Raw genomic sequence first — 20,332 nt, forward strand, 5'->3', positions numbered from 1 at the left:
GCCGCCGGGCACCACCGACCAACGGGAGCAGACGGGCCCATGGGCAGCATCGTCGCCGAAAACCGCAAGAGCCTGATGCTCTTTTCCGGACGTGGCTTTCCGGAGTTGGCCAAGGAGATCGGTGAGGTGCTCGGTGTAGCGCCGACCCCTTCCGACGCGTACGAGTTCGCCAACGGTGAGATCTTCGTACGGTTCCGGGACTCGGTGCGTGGTTCGGACGCCTTCGTGGTGCAGTCCGTCACGCACGGGGTCAACACCTGGGTCATGGAGACCCTGATCATGATCGACGCGCTGAAGCGGGGTTCGGCGAAGCGGATCACCGTGGTCCTGCCGTTCTACCCGTACTCCCGGCAGGACAAGAAGCACCGCGGTCGGGAGCCGATCTCGGCGCGGCTGGTGGCCGACCTGCTCAAGACGGCCGGGGCGAACCGGATCCTCACCGTCGACCTGCACACCGCGCAGATCCAGGGCTTCTTCGACGGCCCGGTGGACCACCTGTTCGCGATGGACATCCTCGCCGAGTACGTGGAGCACAAGTTCGCCGGCCGGCCGATGACGGTGGTGGCCCCGGACTCGGGACGGGTACGGGTGGCGGAGCGGTGGACGGACCGTCTCGGTGGCTGCCCGTTGGCGTTCATCCACAAGACCCGCGACCCGTTGAAGCCCAACCAGGTGGTGGCGAACCGGGTGGTCGGTGAGGTCGAGGGCCGGGTCTGTCTGATCGTCGACGACATGATCGACACGGGTGGGACGATCACCAAGGCGGCGGACATCCTCAAGGAGTCCGGTGCGGCGGAGATCGTGGTGGCCTCCACCCACGCCCTGCTGTCCGACCCGGCGACCGAGCGGTTGAAGAACAGCCCGATCACCGAGGTGGTGGTGACGAACACGCTGCCGCTGCCGCCGGAGAAGCAGTTGGACAAGCTCACCGTGTTGTCGATCGCGCCGTTGCTGGCGCGGGCGATCCGGGAGGTCTTCGACGACGGGTCGGTGACCACCCTCTTCGGCGGCCTGAGCTGACGCCCGCGCGCCGGCCGGTCGGTGCGACCGGCCCGGCGTCGCCCGGTCCGACGCGCGGGGCGACGGCGCAGGACGGGGACTGCCGCAAGGCGCGGAAAGACCTCGGGTAGACTGGTGCGGTTGCCACGGCGAGGGTGCCCGGCGGGCCGCTGATCGAGCGCCGCACGGAGGCACCGTCATCGACGCGGTGCTCCGGGCAGTCGTTCATGACGCATGAGCCCCAAGCGAGCCCCTCGCCCCAGCACCGCCAGACGACAAGCCGCCGTAGCGTTAGCATCAGGAGTTTCCCCGTGTCCGAGGTAAAGATCAGCGCCGAGCCCCGTACGGAGTTCGGCAAGGGTGGTGCCCGTCGTACCCGTCGGGCCGGCAAGGTGCCCGCCGTGCTGTACGGTCACGGCGAGAAGCCCAAGCACATCGCGCTCCCGGCGCGGGAGTTCGCCGCCGCGATCCGTAAGGGCGGTGCCAACCAGCTCTTCGCGATCGAGGTCAGCGACGGCACGCAGGTGCTGGCGCTGCCGAAGGCGATCCAGCGTGACCCGATCCGGGACAGCTTCGAGCACGTGGACCTGCTGCTGGTCCGTCGGGGCGAGAAGGTCACCGTCGAGGTTCCGGTCCAGCTGACCGGTGAGGCCGCGCGGGACACCCTGATCGTGCACGACCACGACACCCTGTCGGTGACCGCCGACGCCACGAAGGTGCCGGACCACCTGGAGGCGTCGATCGAGGGCCTGGAGGCCGGCAGCCAGGTCACCGCCGCCGACGTCGAGCTGCCCGCGGGTGTGGAGCTTGCCGCCGACGCGGAGCAGACGGTCGCCTCGGTGACCGCCGCCCCGACCGCCGAGCAGCTGGAGGCCACCCTGCCGGAGGTCGAGACCCCGGCGACGGAGGGCGAGGAGGCCGCCGAGGGTGCGGAGACCGCCGAGGGCGCCGAGACTCCGGCCGCCGAGGGCGAGGAGAGCACCGAGGCGAAGACCGAGGCCTGACCGGTCGTACCGTTCACGGCAGGCGCTCCCGTCGCGGGGGCGCCTGCCGGCGTATCGGGGCAGCGGCGGCGCGCAGACGGCGAGCGGGAGGTACGGGACGTGACGGACGAGACGGGGCCGTGGCTGGTGGTCGGCCTGGGCAACCCGGGTCGGGAGTACGCCGGGAACCGGCACAACGTCGGCTTCATGGTCGCCGAGTTGCTCGCCGTACGGCTGGGTGGGCGGTTCGGGCGGTACAAGCGGGTGGTGGCGGACGTCGCCGAGGGGCGGATCGGTTTCGGTGGGCCGAAGCTGGTGCTGCTCAAGCCGCAGACGTACATGAACCTCTCGGGTGGGCCGGTGGCCGCGCTGGCGCAGTTCCACAAGATCCCGGCCGACCGGGTGATCGCGGTGCACGACGAGCTGGACATCCCGTACGGGCAGGTGCGGGTGAAGCTGGGCGGCGGCGAGGGCGGGCACAACGGTCTGCGGTCGATGTCGAAGTCGCTGGGGACGAAGGACTACGTGCGGGTGCGGTTCGGCATCGGCAGGCCGCCGGGGCGGCAGGACCCGGCGGATTTCGTGCTGTCGGATTTCGGCACCGCGGAGCGCAAGGAGTTGGAGTTTCTGGTGGACCGGGCCGCTGACGTGGTGGAGTCGGTGGTCACCAAGGGGGTCGAGCCGACCCAGAACGCGTACCACGGGGCCTGAGGCGCGGGGGCGTACGCGTGGCGCGTTCGCGTTGGCGGTAGTCTGCGCGTTCTGGCGTGGCGCGACCGCGCGCGGGCCGTGGTAGGCGACGGGAGCGAGTTCGTGGGCAGTCCTCCGATGATCGACGGCGCGTTCGCCCGCTGGTTGGCGGACCGGGCCGGGCAGGCCCTGCTGGGGCTGCGCGCCGAGAAGGGGTTCGCGGACGCGGCGGCGTTGAAGTCGGCCGGGGACAAGGTCTCGCACGACCTGATCCGCAGCGAGCTGGCGAAGTGGCGGCCGGGTGACGCGGTCCTCTCCGAGGAGGACGAGGGGTCGCGGCTGGTGGGCACCGCGGGTGGCGTCTCCCGGCTGACCGCCGACCGGGTGTGGATCATCGACCCGTTGGACGGCACCCGGGAGTTCTCCGAGGAGGGCCGCGCCGACTGGGCGGTGCACGTGGCGCTCTGGGCGCGTAACGCGCCGACGCCGCACGGGCTGGTGGCGGGGGCGGTGGGGTTGCCGGCGCAGCACCGGGTGCTGGGTACGGACTATCCGCCGGCGTACCCGCCGATGACGGTGGAGGCGGCCACCTCGGGTGACCGTACGCTGCGGTTGGCGGCGAGCCGGAGCCGGCCGCCGGCGTTCCTGACCGCGTTGGCCGAGGACGTGGGCGCCAGTTTGGTGCCGATGGGATCGGCGGGGGCGAAGATCGCGGCGGTGGTGACAGGTGACGTGGACGCCTACATCCACGCGGGCGGCCAGTACGAGTGGGACTCGGCGGCACCGGTCGCTGTGGCGACGGCCACCGGGCTGCACGCTTCCCGAATCGACGGTTCTGCGCTGAGATACAACGAGGCGGATCCGCGCCTGCCTGACCTGCTGGTCTGCCGCAAGGATCTCGCCAGCCGGTTGCTTGCAGCGCTGCAGAGGCATTCCGGGTAGCCTGAGCGCTGTTTTTGATTTGTCCGACCGGAAAGGTCTGGAATCCATGTACGGATCCGCGCCGATCGAGCCCGTGGCATGACCGCCCCCGGCCGCTTCTACCAGGTCTCCCACCTCGACGAGTTGGAGGCGGAGAGCATCTTCGTGATGCGTGAGGTGGTCGCCGAGATGGAGCGGCCGGTGCTGCTCTTCTCCGGTGGCAAGGACTCGATCGTGATGTTGCGGCTGGCGCAGAAGGCGTTCGCCCCGGCCAACATCCCGTTCCCGGTGATGCACGTCGACACCGGGCACAACTTCCCGGAGGTGCTCGACTACCGCGACCAGCGGGTCGCCGAGCTGGGCCTGCACCTCGTCGTGGCGAGCGTGCCCGACGCCCTGGCGGCCGGGACGGTCCGCGAGTCGGCCGACGGGATGCGGAACCGGATCCAGACGCCTGTGTTGTTGGACGCGGTGGAGAAGCACCGGTTCGATGCGTTGTTCGGTGGGGCGCGGCGGGACGAGGAGAAGGCGCGGGCGAAGGAGCGGGTGTTCTCGTTCCGGGACGAGTTCGGGCAGTGGGATCCGAAGAACCAGCGGCCGGAGTTGTGGTCGTTGTACAACGGTCGGCATCATCCGGGTGAGTCGATCCGGGTGTTTCCGTTGTCGAACTGGACCGAGTTGGACATCTGGCATTACATCGCCCGGGAGCGGGTGCCGTTGCCGTCGATCTACTACGCGCACGACCGGGAGGTCGTCGAACGCGACGGCATGCTCTACGCCGTCAACGAGTTCTTCACCCCCCGGGCCGGTGAGCAGCGGTTCAAGGCCCGGGTGCGGTACCGGACGGTGGGTGACGCCTCGTGCACGGCGGCGGTGCGTTCGGACGCGGACACGGTGGAGAAGGTGATCGACGAGGTGGCCGCGACGCGGATCACCGAGCGGGGGGCGACCCGGGGCGACGACCGGGTCAGCGAGGCCGCGATGGAGGACCGCAAGCGGGAGGGCTACTTCTGATGAGCGCCGAGACGGTGTCGCCCGAGGTCGAGGCCCGGCCGATGGATCTGCTGCGGTTCGCCACGGCGGGGAGTGTGGACGACGGTAAGTCGACGCTGATCGGTCGGTTGCTGTACGACACGAAGTCGTTGTTCACCGACCAGTTGGCGGCGGTGGAGGCGGTCAGCGCGGCCCGGGGTGACGAGTACACCAATCTGGCGTTGCTCACCGACGGTCTGCGGGCCGAGCGGGAGCAGGGCATCACGATCGACGTGGCGTACCGGTACTTCGCCACGCCCCGGCGCAAGTTCATCATCGCCGACACCCCCGGGCACACCCAGTACACCCGCAACATGGTCACCGGCGCGTCCACGGCCGACCTGGCGTTGATCCTGGTGGATGCGCGTAAGGGGTTGGTGGAGCAGTCGCGGCGGCACGCGTTCCTGTGCTCGCTGTTGCGGGTGCCGCACCTGGTGCTGTGCGTCAACAAGATGGACCTGGTCGACTTCTCCCAGGAGGTCTTCGAACGCATCGCCGACGAGTTCACCGCCTTCGCGGCGAAACTCGACGTGCCCGACCTCGCGGTGATCCCGGTGTCGGCGCTCCAGGGCGACAACATCGCCGCCCGGTCGGAGAACATGCCGTGGTACGAGGGTCCGTCGTTGCTGCACCATCTGGAGCACGTGCACATCGCCTCGGACCGCAACCTGGTCGACGTCCGGTTCCCGGTGCAGTACGTGATCCGCCCGCAGTCCACCACGGTCACCGACTACCGGGGCTACGCTGGTCAGGTCGCCTCCGGGGTGCTCAAGCCCGGCGACGAGGTGATGGTCCTGCCCTCGGGGTTCACCAGCCGCATCGCCGCCATCGACACCGCCGACGGCCCGGTCGACGAGGCGTTCCCCCCGATGTCGGTCACCGTCCGCCTCGACGACGAAATCGACATCTCGCGCGGCGACATGATCTGCCGGCCGAACAACGCCCCGACCGTCTCGCAGGACATCGAGGCGATGGTCTGCTGGATGGACGAGACCCGCCCGCTCCAGGTCGGCGGCAAGTACACCATCAAGCACACCACGCGTTCGGCGCGGACGATCGTGCGCGGTCTGTACTACCGGCTCGACGTCAACACGCTGCACCGGGACGAAACCGCAAGCGAACTGCGACTCAACGAGATCGGCCGGGTCCGGCTGCGGACCACCGTGCCGCTGCTGGCCGACGAGTACCGCCGCAACCGCACCACGGGCGGCTTCATCGTCATCGACGAGGCCACCAACCGAACCGTGGCCGCCGGCATGATCGTCGACACCGCCTGACCCACCCACCCGCTCCCTCCCGCTGCCGCCGCGCCCCGGCACGCCGACGAGCCCGGCCGTCCCGCCGTGGCTTCCTGATCAAGAGGTTCGGGTCAGGTTCCGCTGGCGGGGTGACGCAAGCCTCTTGATCACCGAGAGCCGACGGGGCGGGGCGGGGCGGGGCGGGACCGGGCGCGGGGCGGGACCGGAGCGGCAGGGGACAGGTCAGGGGAGGCGGGTGGCGCCGGGGGCGGGGAGGACGGTGCGGGCGTCGGGGGCGGCGAAGCCGCGGTCGGCGTAGGCGGCCCGGACGGCTGCCGCCACCGGTTCCGCAGCCGCCGCCTCGACCAGGGCGAGCACGCAGCCGCCGAAGCCGCCACCGGTCATCCGGGCACCGAGCGCGCCGGCCGCGAGCGCCGCCTCGACGGCGGTGTCGACCTCGGGGACGGTGATCGCGAAGTCGTCCCGCATGGAGGCGTGCGAGGCGGTCAGCAGCGGCCCGATCCCGGCGACCCGGCCGGCGCGCAGCAGGGCGACGGTGTCGAGCACCCGCTGGTTCTCGGTGACCACGTGCCGGACCCGGCGTCGGGTCTCGTCGTCGGGCAGCCGGCCCAGCGCGGCGTCGAGGTCGGCGACCGGCACGTCGCGCAGGGCGGGCACGTCGAGCAGGTCGGCGGCCCGTTCGCAGGCGGCGCGGCGGGAGGCGTACTCGCCGTCGGCGTGCCGGTGCGGTGCGCGACTGTCGATCACCAGGATGGCCAGGCCGGCGGCGTCGAGGTCGAACGGGACGTGGTCGACGGATTCGTCCCGGCAGTCGAGGAACAGGGCGTGGCCGGCGCGGCAGCGGATCACCGCCGACTGGTCCATGATGCCGGTCGGCGCACCGACGTAGCCGTTCTCGGCGCGCTGGGCCAGCCGGGGCCGGCGCTCGGCGGGCAGGTCCAGCCCGCCCAGGTCGGCCAGGGCGGCGAGCACCGCCGCCTCCAGGGCCGCCGAGGAGGAGAGCCCGGAGCCGAGCGGCACGTCCGAGGCGATGGCCAGCCGGGCGCCGGGGACGGCGTACCCGGCCCCGCGCAGGGCCCAGACCACCCCGGCGACGTAGCCGCCCCAGCCGGTGACCCGACCGGGGGAGTCGGCCTCGGCGGCCCCGAAGTCGACGGGCCGGTCGGCGATCTCCGAGCGGACCGTCCAGCGTTCGCCGGGCTGCGGGTCGGCGGCGACCACGGTACGCAGCGGCAGGGCGAAGGGGAGCACGAACCCGTCGTTGTAGTCGGTGTGCTCGCCGATCAGGTTGACCCGTCCGGGTGCCGCCCAGCGTCCGGCGGGCGTCGCGTCGTACCCGCAGGAGAAGCCGGCGGTGGCGCGGTCGGCGACGTCGGGCCGGCCCGTCACGACTGCTCCAGCACGTGCGCGCGGTAGAACGCCCAGGCGTCGCCGACCATGTCGGTGAGGGTGGCCTTCTCGGGCATCCAGCCCAGTTCCTGGCGGGCCAGCGCCGAGGAGGCGACGAGTTCGGCCGGGTCGCCCTCGCGCCGGGGGGCGGTCTCGACCGGCACCGGCTGGCCGGTGACCTCGCGGACCACGTCGACGACCTGCCGGTTGGTGAAGCCGCTGCCGTTGCCGAGGTTGTAGATGCGGTGCCGGCCGGGCACGGCGGCGGTGAGCGCCAACAGGTGGGCGCGGGCCAGGTCCTCCACGTGGATGTAGTCGCGCACGCAGGTGCCGTCGACGGTGGGGTAGTCGTCGCCGAAGAGCTGGAGCTTCTCCCGGCGGCCGGCGGCAACGTCGAGGGCGATGGGGATGAGGTGGGTCTCCGGGTCGTGCCGTTCGCCGATGGCGAGGCCGTCGCGCAGGTACGCCCCGGCGACGTTGAAGTAGCGCAGCGACACGGCGGCCAGGTCGTGTGCGGTCGCCTCGGAGGTGAGCACCAGGTCGACGGCGAGCTTGGTGGCGCCGTACGTGTTGGTGGGGGCCTTGACGGCGGTTTCCGGGATGGGCAGCTCGACCGGGTTGCCGTAGACGGCGGCGGTGGAGGAGAAGACCAGGCGGGGCACCCGGGCGGCCCGGACGGCGTCGATCAGCGCGATCGAGCTGACCGTGTTGGCGTGCCAGTACCGCTCGGGGTGGACCATCGACTCGCCGGCGGCGATCAGCGCGGCGAAGTGCAGCACCCCGTCGAAGCCGGCGTCGGGGGTGAGCACCCGGGCGGCCTCGTGCACGGGCAGCTCGACGTGGGTGGCGTCGGGGGCGAGTGCCGCCCGGTGCCCGGTGCGCAGGTCGTCCAGGACGGTCACCCGGTGGCCGGCGTCGAGCAGCATCCGGGTCACCACGCTGCCGATGTAGCCGGCACCGCCGGTGACGAGCAGTTTCACGTCGGTCCTCCTGCCTGGCCGCGCCCGCTGCGGCCGTTCGTGATCACCCTACGGCCGGGCCCTGTCGCCGCGCTGTGCGTCATGGGGGTCGCCCCCATCCCATCATGAACCTTCATGATTGAACAGATCCGCACATTGCCCACCGGCCCGGTCCACCGGCCCTACCATCACTTCCATGCGGGAGGCGGGTGGTCCCGGGCCCCGGAGACGCGCGCCGGGGCGGAGCCGACGCGTACCCGGGCCGGTGGCGCGCAGTATCGCGCGGCTGGTCGTCCGGGCCGCCGACGGCGCCACCCGGCTCGTCACCGACCTGCTCGGGGCCAGCCCCACCGCCGGCCGGGAACGGATCAGCGAGCACGAGCTGCGTGACCTGGTCGCCGCGAACACCGTCCTCGACCCGGACGAACGGCGGATCATCGACGAGGTGCTCGTCGCCGGGGCCAGCCTGGTGCGCGAGGTGATGATGCCCCGCACCGAGGTGGTCTTCCTCGCCGCCGGGCTGACACTCGCCGAGGCCGAGCGCCTCGTCCGGATCGACCCGCACACCCGGTACCCGGTGGTCGACGGCACCCACGACGACGTGGTCGGCTTCGTCCACCTGCGGGACGTGCTGATGCGCCCCGACCTGGACCCGGCGACCACGGTGGGCCGGCTGAGCCGGGAGGTCAAGCGGCTGCCCGGCAGCAAGCGGGTGCTCGCCGCGCTGACCGAGATGCGCCGCGAGGGCCACCACCTCGCCGTGGTGGTCGACGAGTACGGTGGCACCGCCGGCATCGTGACCTGCGAGGACCTGATCGAGGAACTGGTCGGGGAGATCCACGACGAGTACGCCGGCCCACCCGAGCCGGCGTCGGCCGGCCTGCCCGCCGTGGTCGACGGTCGGCTCAACCTGGCCGACTTCGCCGAGCGGACCGGGGTGCCGCTGCCCGCCGGCCCGTACGAGACGGTCGGCGGGTACGTGATGGCGGCGCTCGGCCGGCTCCCGGTGGCCGGCGACGAGGTCCCGGTCACCTCGGGAGACGATCCGTCCCCTGCCGACGGGTGGCTGTTGCGGGTGCTCGCCCTCGACGGCCGTCGGGTGTCCCGGGTCGCGGTCTCCGCCGCCCGCCTGCCGGAGCCGCGCCGGGGGGCCACCGCCGCGACACCTGTCGACGTAGCGGCGACGCGGACGCCGGTGGGCGAGGTCACCGCCCCGGCGGAACCGGCGGCGAGTCGACCCGCCGGCCCGTCATGACGGACGCCGGGGGTTGCTGACAGAATTGCCGGCATGTCCGACGCTCCCGCCCGCCCCCGCGTCTTCTCCGGCATCCAGCCGACGGCCGATTCGTTCCACCTCGGCAACTACCTGGGCGCGGTGCGGCACTGGGTGGCGTTGCAGGACACCCACGAGGCGTTCTACTGCGTGGTCGACCTGCACGCGATCACCGCCGGGCACGATCCGGCGGTGCTGCGCCAGCGCACCCGGGTGGCCGCCGCGCAGTTGCTCGCGGTCGGCATCGACCCGGAGCGCAGTGCCCTGTTCGTCCAGTCGCAGGTGCCCGAGCACGCGCAATTGGCGTGGGTGCTGGGCTGCATCACCGGGTTCGGTGAGGCGAGCCGGATGACCCAGTTCAAGGACAAGTCGCAGAAGCAGGGCAGCGAACGTTCCAGCGTCGGCCTGTTCACGTACCCGATCCTCCAGGCCGCCGACATCCTGCTCTACCAGGCCGACGCGGTGCCGGTCGGCGAGGACCAGCGGCAGCACCTGGAGCTCTCCCGGGATCTGGCCCAGCGGTTCAACTCGCTGTTCGGGCCGACCTTCACGGTGCCCGCCCCGCACATCGTGAAGGACACTGCCAAGATCACCGACCTCCAGGAGCCGACGGCGAAGATGTCGAAGTCGTCGTCCTCCCCGGCCGGCATCATCGACCTGCTGGAGGATCCGGCCCGCTCGGCCAAGAAGATCCGCTCGGCGGTCACCGACACCGGCCGGGAGATCGTCTTCGACACCGAGACCAAGCCCGGGGTGTCCAACCTGCTCACCATCCACTCCGCCCTGTCCGGCCGGAGCATCGACGACCTGGTGGCCGCGTACGCGGGCCGGGGCTACGGCGATCTCAAGAAGGAGCTGGGCGAGGTGGTCCGCGAGTTCGTCACCCCGATCCAGGAACGCACCCGGGCCTACCTCGACGACCCCGCGCAGCTCGACAAGCTGCTCGCCGACGGGGTGGAGAAGGCCCGCGCGGTCACCGTGCCGACGCTGCGCACAGCGTACGAGCGGGTCGGGTTCCTGGCGTCGGCCCCCGTGGCGTAACGGTGGGCGGGTCGGCGGTACGGGTCGAGACGATGGCCGGAGGGGTGGCGCGGAGCGTGGATCGCAGCGACGGGGTACCGGCGGCCGGCGACACCATCCAGATCGGGATCGCGGTGGACATCCCGGAGCCGTGGGGCGGGCTGCTCACCCGACGCCGGATGCAGACGGGTGACCCACAGGTCGTCCCGGCGCACGTGACCCTGCTCGGTCCGACCGAGATCCCGCTGGCCGCGCTGGAGTCGGTCGAGGCGCACCTGGCCGAGGTGGCCGCCGCCCACCTGCCGTTCACCCTGCACCTGCGGGGCACCGGCACGTTCCGGCCGGTGACCCAGGTGGTCTTCGTCGCGGTCGCGGCCGGGATCAGCGAGTGCGAGCTGCTCGCCGCCGCCATCAGCGCCGCCCCGCACCTGCACCGGGAACTGCGCTTCCCGTACCACCCGCACGTCACCGTGGCGCAGGACGTCGCCCCGGAGGCGCTGGACCGGGCGTACGAGGATCTCGCCGACTTCTCGGCGATGTTCGAGGTGGAGGGCTTCACCCTCTTCTCGCACAGCGGTGAGACCCGGTGGCAGCCGCGCCGGGACTTCCGGCTCGGCGGCTGACCCGTTCCGTGGCCGCTCGGAGGGGCCCCCGGTGCGGCACCCCGCCCGCCGGTGGCACGCTGGTGGCCGGCACCCGCTCCCGCCGACCGCCGGTTGGCCGGCACCGGTGACGACAGATCGGCGAGGATGACGTGGTGGACGCGTGGGGCCGGTGGACGGCCGGTATCGACCGCCGGTTCACCGTGGCCCGGCACCGGTGGCCCCGGCTCGACCACCTCTGGCGGGCGGTGGACCTCTACGGCGAGGTGCTGGGCGGGCGGTTGGCCGCCGCCATCGCCTACTACGGCTTCTTCGCCGTGTTCGCCCTCGCCCTGGTCGCGTACTCGGTGTTCGGGGCGATCCTGGAGGACAACGACGAGGTCTCCGACGCGGTGGCGGAGTTCCTGCGGGACAACCTGCCCTTCCTCGACCCGCAGCAGATCGCCGAGAGCAGCAACGCGGTCGGGGTGGTGGGCCTGGTCATCCTGTTCTTCACCGGGATCGGCTGGGTGGAGGCGATCCGGTCGTCGCAGCGGCTGATGTACGGCTTCAACCAGCAGCCGGGCAACCTGGTGGTCCGCCGGCTGGTGGACCTGGGTGTGCTGCTGCTGGTCTTCGTCATGCTGGGCATCTCGGTGGCGGCGGTGGACGCGTTGGAGTCGGTGCTGCGGTTCCTGCTGCGGGCCACCGGCTCGGTGGGACTGACCACCATCAGCGCGGTGCTCAGCGTGCTGGTCAACGCGGTGCTGGCGACGGCGCTGCTGGTGGCGGTGCCCCGGCTGCGGATGAGCCGCCGCCGACTGCGCCCGGTGGTGCTGCTGGTCGCGGTCGGGATCACCCTGCTCAACACGGTCGGCCGGTTCTACATCGTGCGCACCGAGCGGAATCCGGCGTACGCCGTGGTGGCCGGCGCGGTGGCCGTGCTGCTCTACCTCTACCTGCTCAACCAGTTGGTGCTCTTCGGCGCGGCGCTGGCCGCCACCAGCCGGCACGGCCGGGTGGTCGACCTGTCGGAGGGGGCGGTGATGCGGCAGGTCAACGTCGAGGCCGACGTCGACACCGAAACCGATCCGGGTACGCCGGGAGGGGCGGGCTGATGCCTGTCGAGATCGATCCGAGCTCCCCGGTGCCCCCGTACGAGCAGGTGCGGGCGCAGCTCGCCGCGATGATCGGCGATGGCCGGCTGGCGGTCGGCACCCGGCTGGCCCCGGTCCGGCAGTTCGCCGCCGAGCTGGGGTTGGCGGTGAACACGGTGGCCCGCGCCTACCGGGAGCTGGAGTCGGCCGGGCTGGTGCAGACCCGGGGGCGGCACGGCAGCTTCGTCGCCCCCGGGCGGGACGACGCGGTCGACCGGTTGCAGCGGGCGGCGGCCCGCTACGCCGAGGAGGCGACCCGGTTGGGCGTGCCGCCGGAGCGGGCGTTGGCGCTGGTCCGCGCCGCGCTGGGCGGGTCACCCCCGGCCTGAGCCCGCACCCGCTTCCGGCCCGGCCCGCGCCGTTTCCGGGATGGCGGCAGTCGTCGGAAAAGATGAATGGGGCAAATGCCGCCCAATGCGCCGGCCGGAACGACCATGATGAGCCGGTGGGCGCACTCGTGACGCTGGACCTGCCGGACGACTCGCCGCTGCTCACCCTGCCCTGGATCATCACGTTCGGCCCGCTCGCCGATCCGGCCGAGTGGGAACCCGTGGTCTGCGGACCCTACGAGCGACCGCACGCGCTGGCCCTGGCCGAGGCGGTGGTGGCCGACGAACAGTTCATGGCGGTGGTCGAACCGCTGGTGCCGGCGCTGTCGCCCGGGGAGATCCGCCAGGAGATCGCCGCGTCGCAGCTCGCCGCCGCCGACGAGGAGGCCCGGATCGAGGCGGCCGACCTCTACGGCGACTTCGACGACGTCCTCGACGAGCAGGACGTCCTCGACGAGCAGGACGTCCTCGACGAGCAGGAGGACGCGGCGGTCACCCGGGCCGACCTGCCGCAGCCGCCGCCCGTACCGACCGAGGCGCAGGTGCGGGCGGGCTTCGGGCGGATCGCGGGGCTGCTGCGCGGGCGTTGACCGGTCGGCGATGCCGGTACGCGGTGGCGCACCGGCGTCCGGGAAGCGGACCTCCCGGAACGCCGGTGCCACCTTCACCCCCCACCACAAGGGGTCGGCAGCCCAGCCGCCCGTCGGCGCGGGGCACAACGGACGACCAGGTCAAAGGCGGGTTACCCGGCTCAGCGCCGTTCGAACCACGCGGCTGCGTCCACCGGCAGGACGTGTCCGGCGTCCTGCTCGGTGAGGTCGGCGCTGGCCACCAGGGGTCGGCCGTACCCGTCGATCCGGACCGGGGCGCCGCTGAGGTTGACCACGCAGGTCAACGCGGCGTCGTCGGCGTCGCGGCGGAACGCCAGCACCCCGGGCCCGGCCTCCTGCCAGACCACCGGACCGGCGGTGGCCGACAGCGCCGGGTGCGTGCGCCGGACCCGCAGCGCGGCCCGGTACAGCTCCAGCGTCGAGCCGGGCGTCCCGGTCTGGGCGGCCACCGAGAGGGCCCGCCAGGTGGCCGGGGCCGGCAGCCAGCTCAGCTCGCTGCTCTCCGGCCCGAAGCCGTACGGGGGCAGCTCGCCGCCCCACGGGATCGGCACCCGGCAGCCGTCGCGGCTCTCCCCGGTACGCAGGAACGCCGGGTCCTGCCGGAGCGCGTCGGGCAGGTCCAGCACCTCCGGCAGGCCCAGTTCCTCGCCCTGGTAGAGGTAGGTGGAGCCGGGCAGGGCCAGCATCAGCAGGGCGGCGGCACGGGCCCGGCGCAGGCCGACCTCGCCGTCGCCGTACCGGGTGACGTGCCGCTGCCGGTCGTGGTTGGACAGCACCCAGGTGGTCGGCGCACCGACGATCGTCGACTCGGCCAGCGCGGTGTCGATCACCTTGCGGAACGAGTCGGCCGACCAGGTGGCGTCGAGGAAGTCGAAGCTGAACGCCTGGTGCAGTTCGTCCGGGCCGATGTAGCGGGCGAGCCGCTGCGGGGTCTCCGCCCACGCCTCGGCCACCGCCATCCGGCCGCCGGGGTAGCTGTCCAGGATGGGCCGCCAGGCGCGGTAGATGTCGTGCACCTCGTCCTGGTCGAAGTAGGGCAGCCGGCCCTTGCCGAGCAGCTCCGACTGACGGCGGCCGGTGGTCATCGAGCTGAAGCCGACGTCCGGCAGCCCCTCGGCCTTGATCATCCCGTGGGCCACGTCGATGCGGAACCCGTCGACGCCCCGGTCGAGCCAGAACCGCAGCACGTCCTCGAATTCGGCGCGTACCTGCGGGTGCCGCCAGTTCAGGTCGGGCTGGGCCGGGTCGAACAGGTGCAGGTACCACTGGCCGTCCGGCAGCCGGGTCCAGGCGGGGCCGCCGAAGATGCTCTCCCAGTCGTTGGGGGGCAGTTCGCCGTCGACGCCCCGGCCGTCGGCGAACAGGTAACGCTCCCGCTCGGGGGAGCCGGGGCCGGCGGCGAGGGCGGCGGTGAACCAGGGGTGCGCGCTGGAGGTGTGGTTGGGCACCAGGTCCACGATGATCCGCAGGCCCAGCGCGTGCGCGTCGGTGATCATGGCGTCGAAGTCGGCGAGGTCGCCGAAGAGCGGGTCGACGTCGCGGTAGTCGGCCACGTCGTAGCCGGCGTCGATCTGCGGCGAGGTGTAGAACGGGGTGAGCCAGAGCGCGTCCACCCCGAGGTCGCGCAGGTAGGGCAGCCGCTGCCGGATGCCCCCGAGATCGCCCACACCGTCGCCGTCGGAGTCGGCGAAGCTGCGGACGTACACCTGGTAGACGACCGCGGCGCGCCACCAGTCGTCGTCGGAGGCCAGCGGCGTGGGGTCGGTGGCGGTCATGGGCGGAGATCCCCGTTCTGTGGCGGGACGGCGGTACCCGTGCGGCGGTGGGTGACGGACGCGGGTGTGGAGAGAATGCCGGCAAGATGCTGCAAGAGTCAAGCATGCCTTGCGCAAGAAATGACGTCCGTCACCGGTGGCCAGGGCGGGTCGTCAACTGGCGCGTCCCCTCCACCGGGAGGCGGGACCCGGTCGACGGGGAGCGCGGGCCGGCAGGCGGCGGGGGTTCAGGCGGGGACGGCGAGGGCGGGCGGCGCCGGGCGTTGCCGGCCGGCGCCTGCGGGGCGTACCACGGCGGTCGACCCGCGTACCACCAGCTCCGGGCGGAACAGGTACTCCGAGTGCGGCGCGGCGTGCCCGTTGATCTCGTCGACCAGGGCCCGGACGGCGGCCACCGCCATCGCGGCCACCGGCTGCCGCATGGTGGTCAGCGGTGGGTCGGTGAAGGCCATCAGCGGTGAGTCGTCGTAGCCGACCACCGACAGGTCGCCCGGGACGGACATGCCGCGCTGGCGGGCGGCCCGGACCGCGCCGAGCGCCATCAGGTCGGAGCCGCAGACGATCCCGGTGACCCCGCGTTCGATCAGCCGGCCGGCGGCGGCCTCGCCGCCCTCGACGCCGAACAGCGACAGCTCGGCGAGCGCGTCCAACTCGTCGCCGGTGGAGCCGAGCCGGGTCATCGCGGCCCGGAAGCCGGCCACCCGGCGTTGCACGGGCACGAACCGGTCCGGCCCGGTGATCAGCCCGATCTGCCGGTGCCCGAGCGCGACCAGGTGCGCCACGGCCAGCTCGGTGGCCTCCCGGTCGTCGCAGGAGACGAAGGGCGCGGCGATGCCGGGGGCGTATCCGTTGATCATGACGACCGGCAGCGGCCTGGCGATCAGCGCGCGGTACCGGTCGTGGTTGGCCGCCGTGTCGGCGTGCAGGCCGGAGACGAAGACGATGCCGGAGACCTGCCTGTCGAGCAGCATCTCCACGTACTCGTCCTCGGTGACCCCGCCCGGGGTCTGGGTGCACAGCACCGGGGTGAACCCGCTCTGCGCCAGCGTCGACTCGATGACCTGGGCGAACGCCGGGAAGATCGGGTTGTCCAGCTCCGGCACCACCAGCCCGACCAGGCCGGCGCTGCGCTTGCGCAGCCGGGCCGGACGCTCGTAGCCGAGCACGTCGAGGGCGGTCAGTACGGCCTGCCGGGTCTCCGGGGCCACGCCGGGGCGGTCGTTGAGCACCCGCGACACCGTGGCCTCGCTGACTTCGGCCTGTTGGGCGATGTCGGACAGTCGAGCGCGCATGGCGGCACTGTAGCTCACGGGCAAGTTCTTGCGTACACCTCTGCAAGCCCTTCCATTGCCTGCAACCTCTTGCTAACGTCCCGGCAACACGCGACAGCAGCGACGCGGCCTGCCCGGCGTCGGTTGGCAAGAACTTTCAGCGTTTCCACGGTGTGGTCGCCCGTCCCCCGGCGACCCGCCATGACGACAGGAGTACCGATGCGCATCCGTACCGCGGGTGTGGTCACCGTTCTCGGCCTGGCGCTCGCCGCGTCGGGTTGCGGCGGCGACAACAGCAAGGACGAACCGGCCGCCAAGGCCACCTCCCCGGCCGCGAGCGGCAAGCTCGTCATCTGGGCGGACGACAAGCGGACCGCGGCGCTCAAGCCGTTCGCCGAGAAGTTCGGCCAGGAGAACGGGGTCACCGTCGAGGTGCAGGCCGTCTCCAAGGACCTCCAGACCAACTTCGTCACCGCCTCCCAGCAGGGCAGCGGCCCGGACGTGGTGGTCGGCGCGCACGACTGGATCGGCAACCTCGTGCAGAACGGGGCCATCGACCCGGTGCAGCTCGCCGCCGAGCAGAAGTCCGGCTTCAACGAGACCGCGATCAAGGCGGTCACCTTCAACGGCCAGCTCTACGGCGTCCCCTACGCCACCGAGAACGTCGCGCTGATCCGCAACACCGCACTGGCCCCCGAGGCGCCGAAGACGATCGAGGACCTGGTCGCCACCGGCAAGAGGCTCAAGGCCGAGAAGAAGGCCAGCGAGATCCTCTGCCTCCAGTCCGGACAGAACGGCGATGCGTACCACATCTACCCGCTGTACACCTCGGCCGGCGGCTACCTCTTCGGCACCGCCGCCAACGGCGACTACGACCCGAAGGACCTGGGCGTGGGCAAGCCGGAGTCGATCGAGGCGTTCACGAAGATCGGCAAGCTCGGCGAGAAGGGCGACGGCGCGCTCAAGCGCTCCATCACCGGTGAGAACTCGATCGCCACCTTCACCGGTAAGAAGTGCGCCTTCCTGGTCTCCGGCCCGTGGGCGATCGCCGACGCCAAGAAGGCGAACATCTCCTACGACATCTCCCCCGTCCCCGGCTTCGCCGGTGGCAAGCCGGCCCAACCGTTCGTCGGCGTCCAGGCGTTCTACGTCGCCGCCAAGGGCAAGAACAAGGCGCTGGCCCAGGAGTTCGTCACCAACTACGTCACCACCCCCGAACTGTCCGTGGCGCTCTACCAGGCCGAGCCCCGCCCGCCGGCGCTGACCGCCGCGTTCGACCAGGTCAAGGGCACCGACCCGGATCTGGCCAAGTTCTCCGAGGCGGGCAAGGACGGCCAGGTGCTGCCGGCGATCCCGGCCATGGCCGCCATCTGGGACCCGTTCGGCAAGGCCGAGGCCGCCGTCATCGGCGGTGCCGACCCGGCGAAGACCGTCACCGCCGCCGGCAAGACGATCTCGGGTCAGATCAAGTAATGAGCACGCTGTCCGGCCCGGGACCTGCCCCGCAGGCCCCGGGCCGGGGGCCCGCGCGCTCCGGGCCCCCGGACACCTCCCGTACCGCGCGCCAGCACGCGCCGATCACCGCGACCGGCCTCGCCGTCAAGGTGGTCCTGCTCGGCCTGGTGGCCGGGATCGCGATCTGGGCGGCCTTCCCGCTCGTCGCCGCCCGGCTCTGGGGCGGTCTCGCCGTCCTGGCGGCCACCACCGTCGGCCTGTGCTACCTCTACCTGACCCGCCGGCACATCCCCGCCAAGTACCTGGTGCCAGGAACGATCTTCCTGATCGCCTTCCAGGTCTTCCCCGTGCTCTACACCGCGAGCACCGCGTTCACGAACTTCGGCGACGGCCACCGGGGCGCCAAGGCCGACGCGGTCGTCGCCATCGAGAGTTCCTCGGTCAAGCAGGTCCCCGGCTCCGCCGAGTACGCCCTCGCCATCGCCACCACGGGCGACCCGGCCACCGGCCCGCTGGTCTTCCTGGTCACCGACCCGGCGACCGGCCGGGTCTCCGCCGGGGACGCCGCCGGGCTGCGCCCGCTCGACGCCGCCGACGTGACCGTCGCCGGCAGCGGCCGGGTCACCGCCGCCAAGGGCTACACCGTGCTCACCGTCGGCCAGGCAAGCGTCCGCAGCGAGGAGATCACCGCCCTGGTGGTGCCGACCCCCGGGGGCGCGGTGCGCTCCAACGGCCTGTCCCGCGCCTACGAGGGCAGGGCCGTCCGGGCGTACGACCGGGGCTGCGACTGCATCACCGACGGTGAGACCGGCAAGACCTGGACGGCCGACCCGGACGCCGGCGCGTTCGTCGCCGCCGACGGCGAGCGGCTCGCCCAGGGCTGGCAGGTCGGGGTGGGGCTGAAGAACTTCGCCCGGGTGCTCACCGACCCGAACATCTCCGGCCCGTTCTTCGGCACCCTGCTGTGGAACTTCGCCTTCGCGATCGGCTCCACCGGGTTCACCTTCGGACTCGGCATGGCGGTCGCGCTGGCCCTGCACTCGCCCCGGATGCGGGGCACCAACCTCTACCGGGTCTTGCTGATCCTGCCGTACGCGATGCCGTCGTTCGCCATGCTGCTGGTCTGGCGGGACATGTTCAACACCGACTTCGGCCTGGTCAACAACCTGTTCGGGCTCGGCGTCGACTGGTTCGGCGAGGCCTGGTCGGCCCGGCTGGCGGTGCTGCTGGTGCAGCTCTGGCTCGGGTACCCGTACATGTTCCTGGTGGCCACGGGCGCGCTCCAGGCGATCCCGAAGGAGCTGACCGAGGCCACCTCGGTCGACGGCGCGTCGCCCTGGCAGTCGTTCCGGGCGGTCACCCTGCCGCTGCTGCTGGTCGCGCTCTCGCCGCTGCTGATCGCGTCGTTCGCGTACAACTTCAACAACATCAACGCGATCTGGTTGACCACCGAGGGTGGCCCGTTCGCGCCGGACAACCCGACCAACGGGGCCACCGACCTGCTGATCACGTACACCTACCGGCTGGCCTTTGGCGCGCAGGGCGCCGAGTTCGGGCTGGCCGCCGCAGTGTCGATCTTCATTTTCGCGATCGTGGCAACGGTCTCGGCGATCAGCTTCCGGCGCACCCGCCAGCAGGAGGAGGTGTACTCGTGACGACCCGTCCCCACCCTGCCGGCCCGCCGGCCCCCGCCGCGCCCGCCGTCCGGTCGGACGCCGCCGGCTCGCGTACCGGTCGGCCGGGTGCCGCGGTACGCGGCGGCCGGCGTCCGGGCCGGTGGTTCACCCAGGTCGGCTGGCGGCACGTGGTCGGCGTGCTGGCGGTGGCGTTCAGCCTCTTCCCGATCCTGTTCGTGCTCTCCGCCGCGCTCAACCCGCTCGGCACCCTCTCGTCGACCGAACTGCTGCCCACCGGGGCGTCGCTCACGAACTTCGGCGACCTGTTCGAGCGGACGGAGTTCGGCCGCTGGTTCCTCAACTCGCTGCTCATCGCGGGCGGGGCGAGCTTCGTGTCGATCTTCCTGTCCTCGCTGGCGGCGTACGCGTTCTCCCGGATGCGCTTCTCGGGGCGGCGGTTCGGGCTGCTCACCCTGCTGCTGATCCAGATGTTCCCGCAGTTCCTGGCGATCGTGGCGATCTTCCTGATCTTCACCCGGGTCACCGACCTGTGGCCGTCGATCGGCTTCAACACCCCGTGGGGCCTGTTCCTGCTCTACCTGGGCGGTGCGCTGGGCATGAACACCTGGCTGATGAAGGGGTTCTTCGACACCCTGCCCCGCGAACTGGACGAGTCGGCCACGATGGACGGTGCCAGCCACGCCCAGGTCTTCTTCCGGATCATGCTGCCGCTGGTGGCGCCGATCCTGGCGGTGACCGCGCTGCTGTCGTTCATCGGCACGATCAACGAGTTCATGATCGCCAACGTGTTCCTCACCGACACCGGGTCCAAGACCCTGGCGGTAGGCATGTTCGGCCTGGTGGCGGGAGAGCGGAACAACAACTTCGGCATCTTCGCGGCGGGCACCCTGCTCACCGCGGTCCCCACCGTGCTGGTATTCCAGCTCCTTCAGCGCTACATCGTCTCCGGCCTCACCGCCGGGGCCGTCAAGGGATGAATCGGAAGGTCACC

General features: G+C 71.9%; 19 protein-coding genes. 15 read left to right on the forward strand and 4 right to left on the reverse strand.

The genetic code is table 11. The features are described from left to right. The first annotated feature begins 39 nt into the window (after window positions 1-39). The 6 genes from Q2K16_RS25200 to cysN all read left to right on the forward strand — a co-directional run bounded on the left by Q2K16_RS25200 (window position 40) and on the right by cysN (window position 5,902). On the forward strand, window positions 40-1,020 hold the full coding sequence (locus Q2K16_RS25200; RefSeq protein ID WP_145917824.1) for a ribose-phosphate diphosphokinase: 981 nt from the start codon (window positions 40-42) through the stop codon (window positions 1,018-1,020). Window positions 1,021-1,310: 290 nt separating this feature from the next. Further along, window positions 1,311-2,003: a 50S ribosomal protein L25/general stress protein Ctc gene (locus Q2K16_RS25205; RefSeq protein WP_302740658.1), complete on the forward strand. Its 693-nt coding sequence runs from the start codon at window positions 1,311-1,313 to the stop codon at window positions 2,001-2,003. 99 nt (window positions 2,004-2,102) lie between these two features. Then, window positions 2,103-2,693 carry an aminoacyl-tRNA hydrolase gene (pth, locus tag Q2K16_RS25210; protein ID WP_302740659.1) on the forward strand — a complete coding sequence of 197 codons (591 nt, stop codon included), beginning with the start codon at window positions 2,103-2,105 and terminating at the stop codon, window positions 2,691-2,693. Between the two features lie 117 nt (window positions 2,694-2,810). Beyond that, window positions 2,811-3,614 carry a 3'(2'),5'-bisphosphate nucleotidase CysQ gene (locus Q2K16_RS25215; protein ID WP_302746604.1) on the forward strand — a complete coding sequence of 268 codons (804 nt, stop codon included), beginning with the start codon at window positions 2,811-2,813 and terminating at the stop codon, window positions 3,612-3,614. 78 nt (window positions 3,615-3,692) lie between these two features. Next, window positions 3,693-4,607, forward strand: a complete 915-nt coding sequence (cysD, locus tag Q2K16_RS25220) for a sulfate adenylyltransferase subunit CysD (protein ID WP_302740660.1) — start codon at window positions 3,693-3,695, stop codon at window positions 4,605-4,607. Continuing rightward, complete coding sequence (gene cysN / locus Q2K16_RS25225) at window positions 4,607-5,902, forward strand: sulfate adenylyltransferase subunit CysN (protein WP_302740661.1); 1,296 nt, start codon at window positions 4,607-4,609, stop codon at window positions 5,900-5,902. Before cysD ends, cysN begins: the two co-directional genes overlap by 1 nt. 204 nt (window positions 5,903-6,106) lie before the next feature. Here cysN and galK read toward each other — a convergent pair whose 3' ends face one another. Next, window positions 6,107-7,273: a galactokinase gene (galK, locus tag Q2K16_RS25230; protein WP_302740662.1), complete on the reverse strand. Its 1,167-nt coding sequence runs from the start codon at window positions 7,271-7,273 to the stop codon at window positions 6,107-6,109. After that, window positions 7,270-8,199 carry a UDP-glucose 4-epimerase GalE gene (gene galE, locus Q2K16_RS25235; protein WP_302746605.1) on the reverse strand — a complete coding sequence of 310 codons (930 nt, stop codon included), beginning with the start codon at window positions 8,197-8,199 and terminating at the stop codon, window positions 7,270-7,272. The genes galK and galE overlap by 4 nt, the downstream gene beginning before the upstream one ends. A gap of 229 nt (window positions 8,200-8,428) precedes the next feature. On the opposite strand from galE, the gene Q2K16_RS25240 reads away from it, so the two are divergent. The 6 genes from Q2K16_RS25240 (at window position 8,429) to Q2K16_RS25265 (ending at window position 13,182) form a co-directional block, all read left to right on the forward strand. After that, window positions 8,429-9,487, forward strand: coding sequence for a hemolysin family protein (locus Q2K16_RS25240; protein WP_302740663.1), 1,059 nt, complete (start codon window positions 8,429-8,431; stop codon window positions 9,485-9,487). Window positions 9,488-9,520: 33 nt separating this feature from the next. Next, complete coding sequence (gene trpS / locus Q2K16_RS25245; protein WP_302740664.1) at window positions 9,521-10,546, forward strand: tryptophan--tRNA ligase; 1,026 nt, start codon at window positions 9,521-9,523, stop codon at window positions 10,544-10,546. Between the two features lie 32 nt (window positions 10,547-10,578). Continuing rightward, complete coding sequence (locus Q2K16_RS25250; RefSeq protein WP_302746606.1) at window positions 10,579-11,148, forward strand: 2'-5' RNA ligase family protein; 570 nt, start codon at window positions 10,579-10,581, stop codon at window positions 11,146-11,148. 164 nt (window positions 11,149-11,312) lie between these two features. Then, on the forward strand, window positions 11,313-12,224 hold the full coding sequence (locus Q2K16_RS25255; protein ID WP_302746607.1) for a YihY/virulence factor BrkB family protein: 912 nt from the start codon (window positions 11,313-11,315) through the stop codon (window positions 12,222-12,224). Continuing rightward, entirely contained in the window at window positions 12,224-12,592 is a 369-nt protein-coding gene (locus tag Q2K16_RS25260; protein WP_302740665.1) for a GntR family transcriptional regulator, read from the forward strand. Before Q2K16_RS25255 ends, Q2K16_RS25260 begins: the two co-directional genes overlap by 1 nt. A gap of 116 nt (window positions 12,593-12,708) precedes the next feature. Next, window positions 12,709-13,182: a hypothetical protein gene (locus tag Q2K16_RS25265; RefSeq protein WP_302740666.1), complete on the forward strand. Its 474-nt coding sequence runs from the start codon at window positions 12,709-12,711 to the stop codon at window positions 13,180-13,182. A gap of 161 nt (window positions 13,183-13,343) precedes the next feature. On the opposite strand, the gene Q2K16_RS25270 is transcribed toward Q2K16_RS25265, so the two are convergent. Continuing rightward, window positions 13,344-14,978: a glycoside hydrolase family 13 protein gene (locus Q2K16_RS25270; protein ID WP_302740667.1), complete on the reverse strand. Its 1,635-nt coding sequence runs from the start codon at window positions 14,976-14,978 to the stop codon at window positions 13,344-13,346. Between the two features lie 227 nt (window positions 14,979-15,205). Further along, window positions 15,206-16,270, reverse strand: a complete 1,065-nt coding sequence (locus tag Q2K16_RS25275; protein WP_302740668.1) for a LacI family DNA-binding transcriptional regulator — start codon at window positions 16,268-16,270, stop codon at window positions 15,206-15,208. 198 nt (window positions 16,271-16,468) lie between these two features. Between Q2K16_RS25275 and Q2K16_RS25280 the strand changes: the two genes are divergently transcribed. From Q2K16_RS25280 to Q2K16_RS25290, 3 genes are all read left to right on the forward strand, one after another. Further along, entirely contained in the window at window positions 16,469-17,722 is a 1,254-nt protein-coding gene (locus Q2K16_RS25280) for a sugar ABC transporter substrate-binding protein (RefSeq protein WP_302740669.1), read from the forward strand. After that, on the forward strand, window positions 17,722-19,359 hold the full coding sequence (locus tag Q2K16_RS25285; RefSeq protein WP_302740670.1) for an ABC transporter permease subunit: 1,638 nt from the start codon (window positions 17,722-17,724) through the stop codon (window positions 19,357-19,359). The genes Q2K16_RS25280 and Q2K16_RS25285 overlap by 1 nt, the downstream gene beginning before the upstream one ends. 149 nt (window positions 19,360-19,508) lie before the next feature. After that, window positions 19,509-20,318, forward strand: a complete 810-nt coding sequence (locus Q2K16_RS25290; RefSeq protein ID WP_302746608.1) for a sugar ABC transporter permease — start codon at window positions 19,509-19,511, stop codon at window positions 20,316-20,318. The last annotated feature ends 14 nt before the right edge of the window (window positions 20,319-20,332 follow it).

The sequence above is a fragment of the Micromonospora cynarisoli genome (assembly GCF_030518815.1).
Taxonomy (GTDB): Bacteria; Actinomycetota; Actinomycetes; order Mycobacteriales; family Micromonosporaceae; genus Micromonospora; species Micromonospora wenchangensis.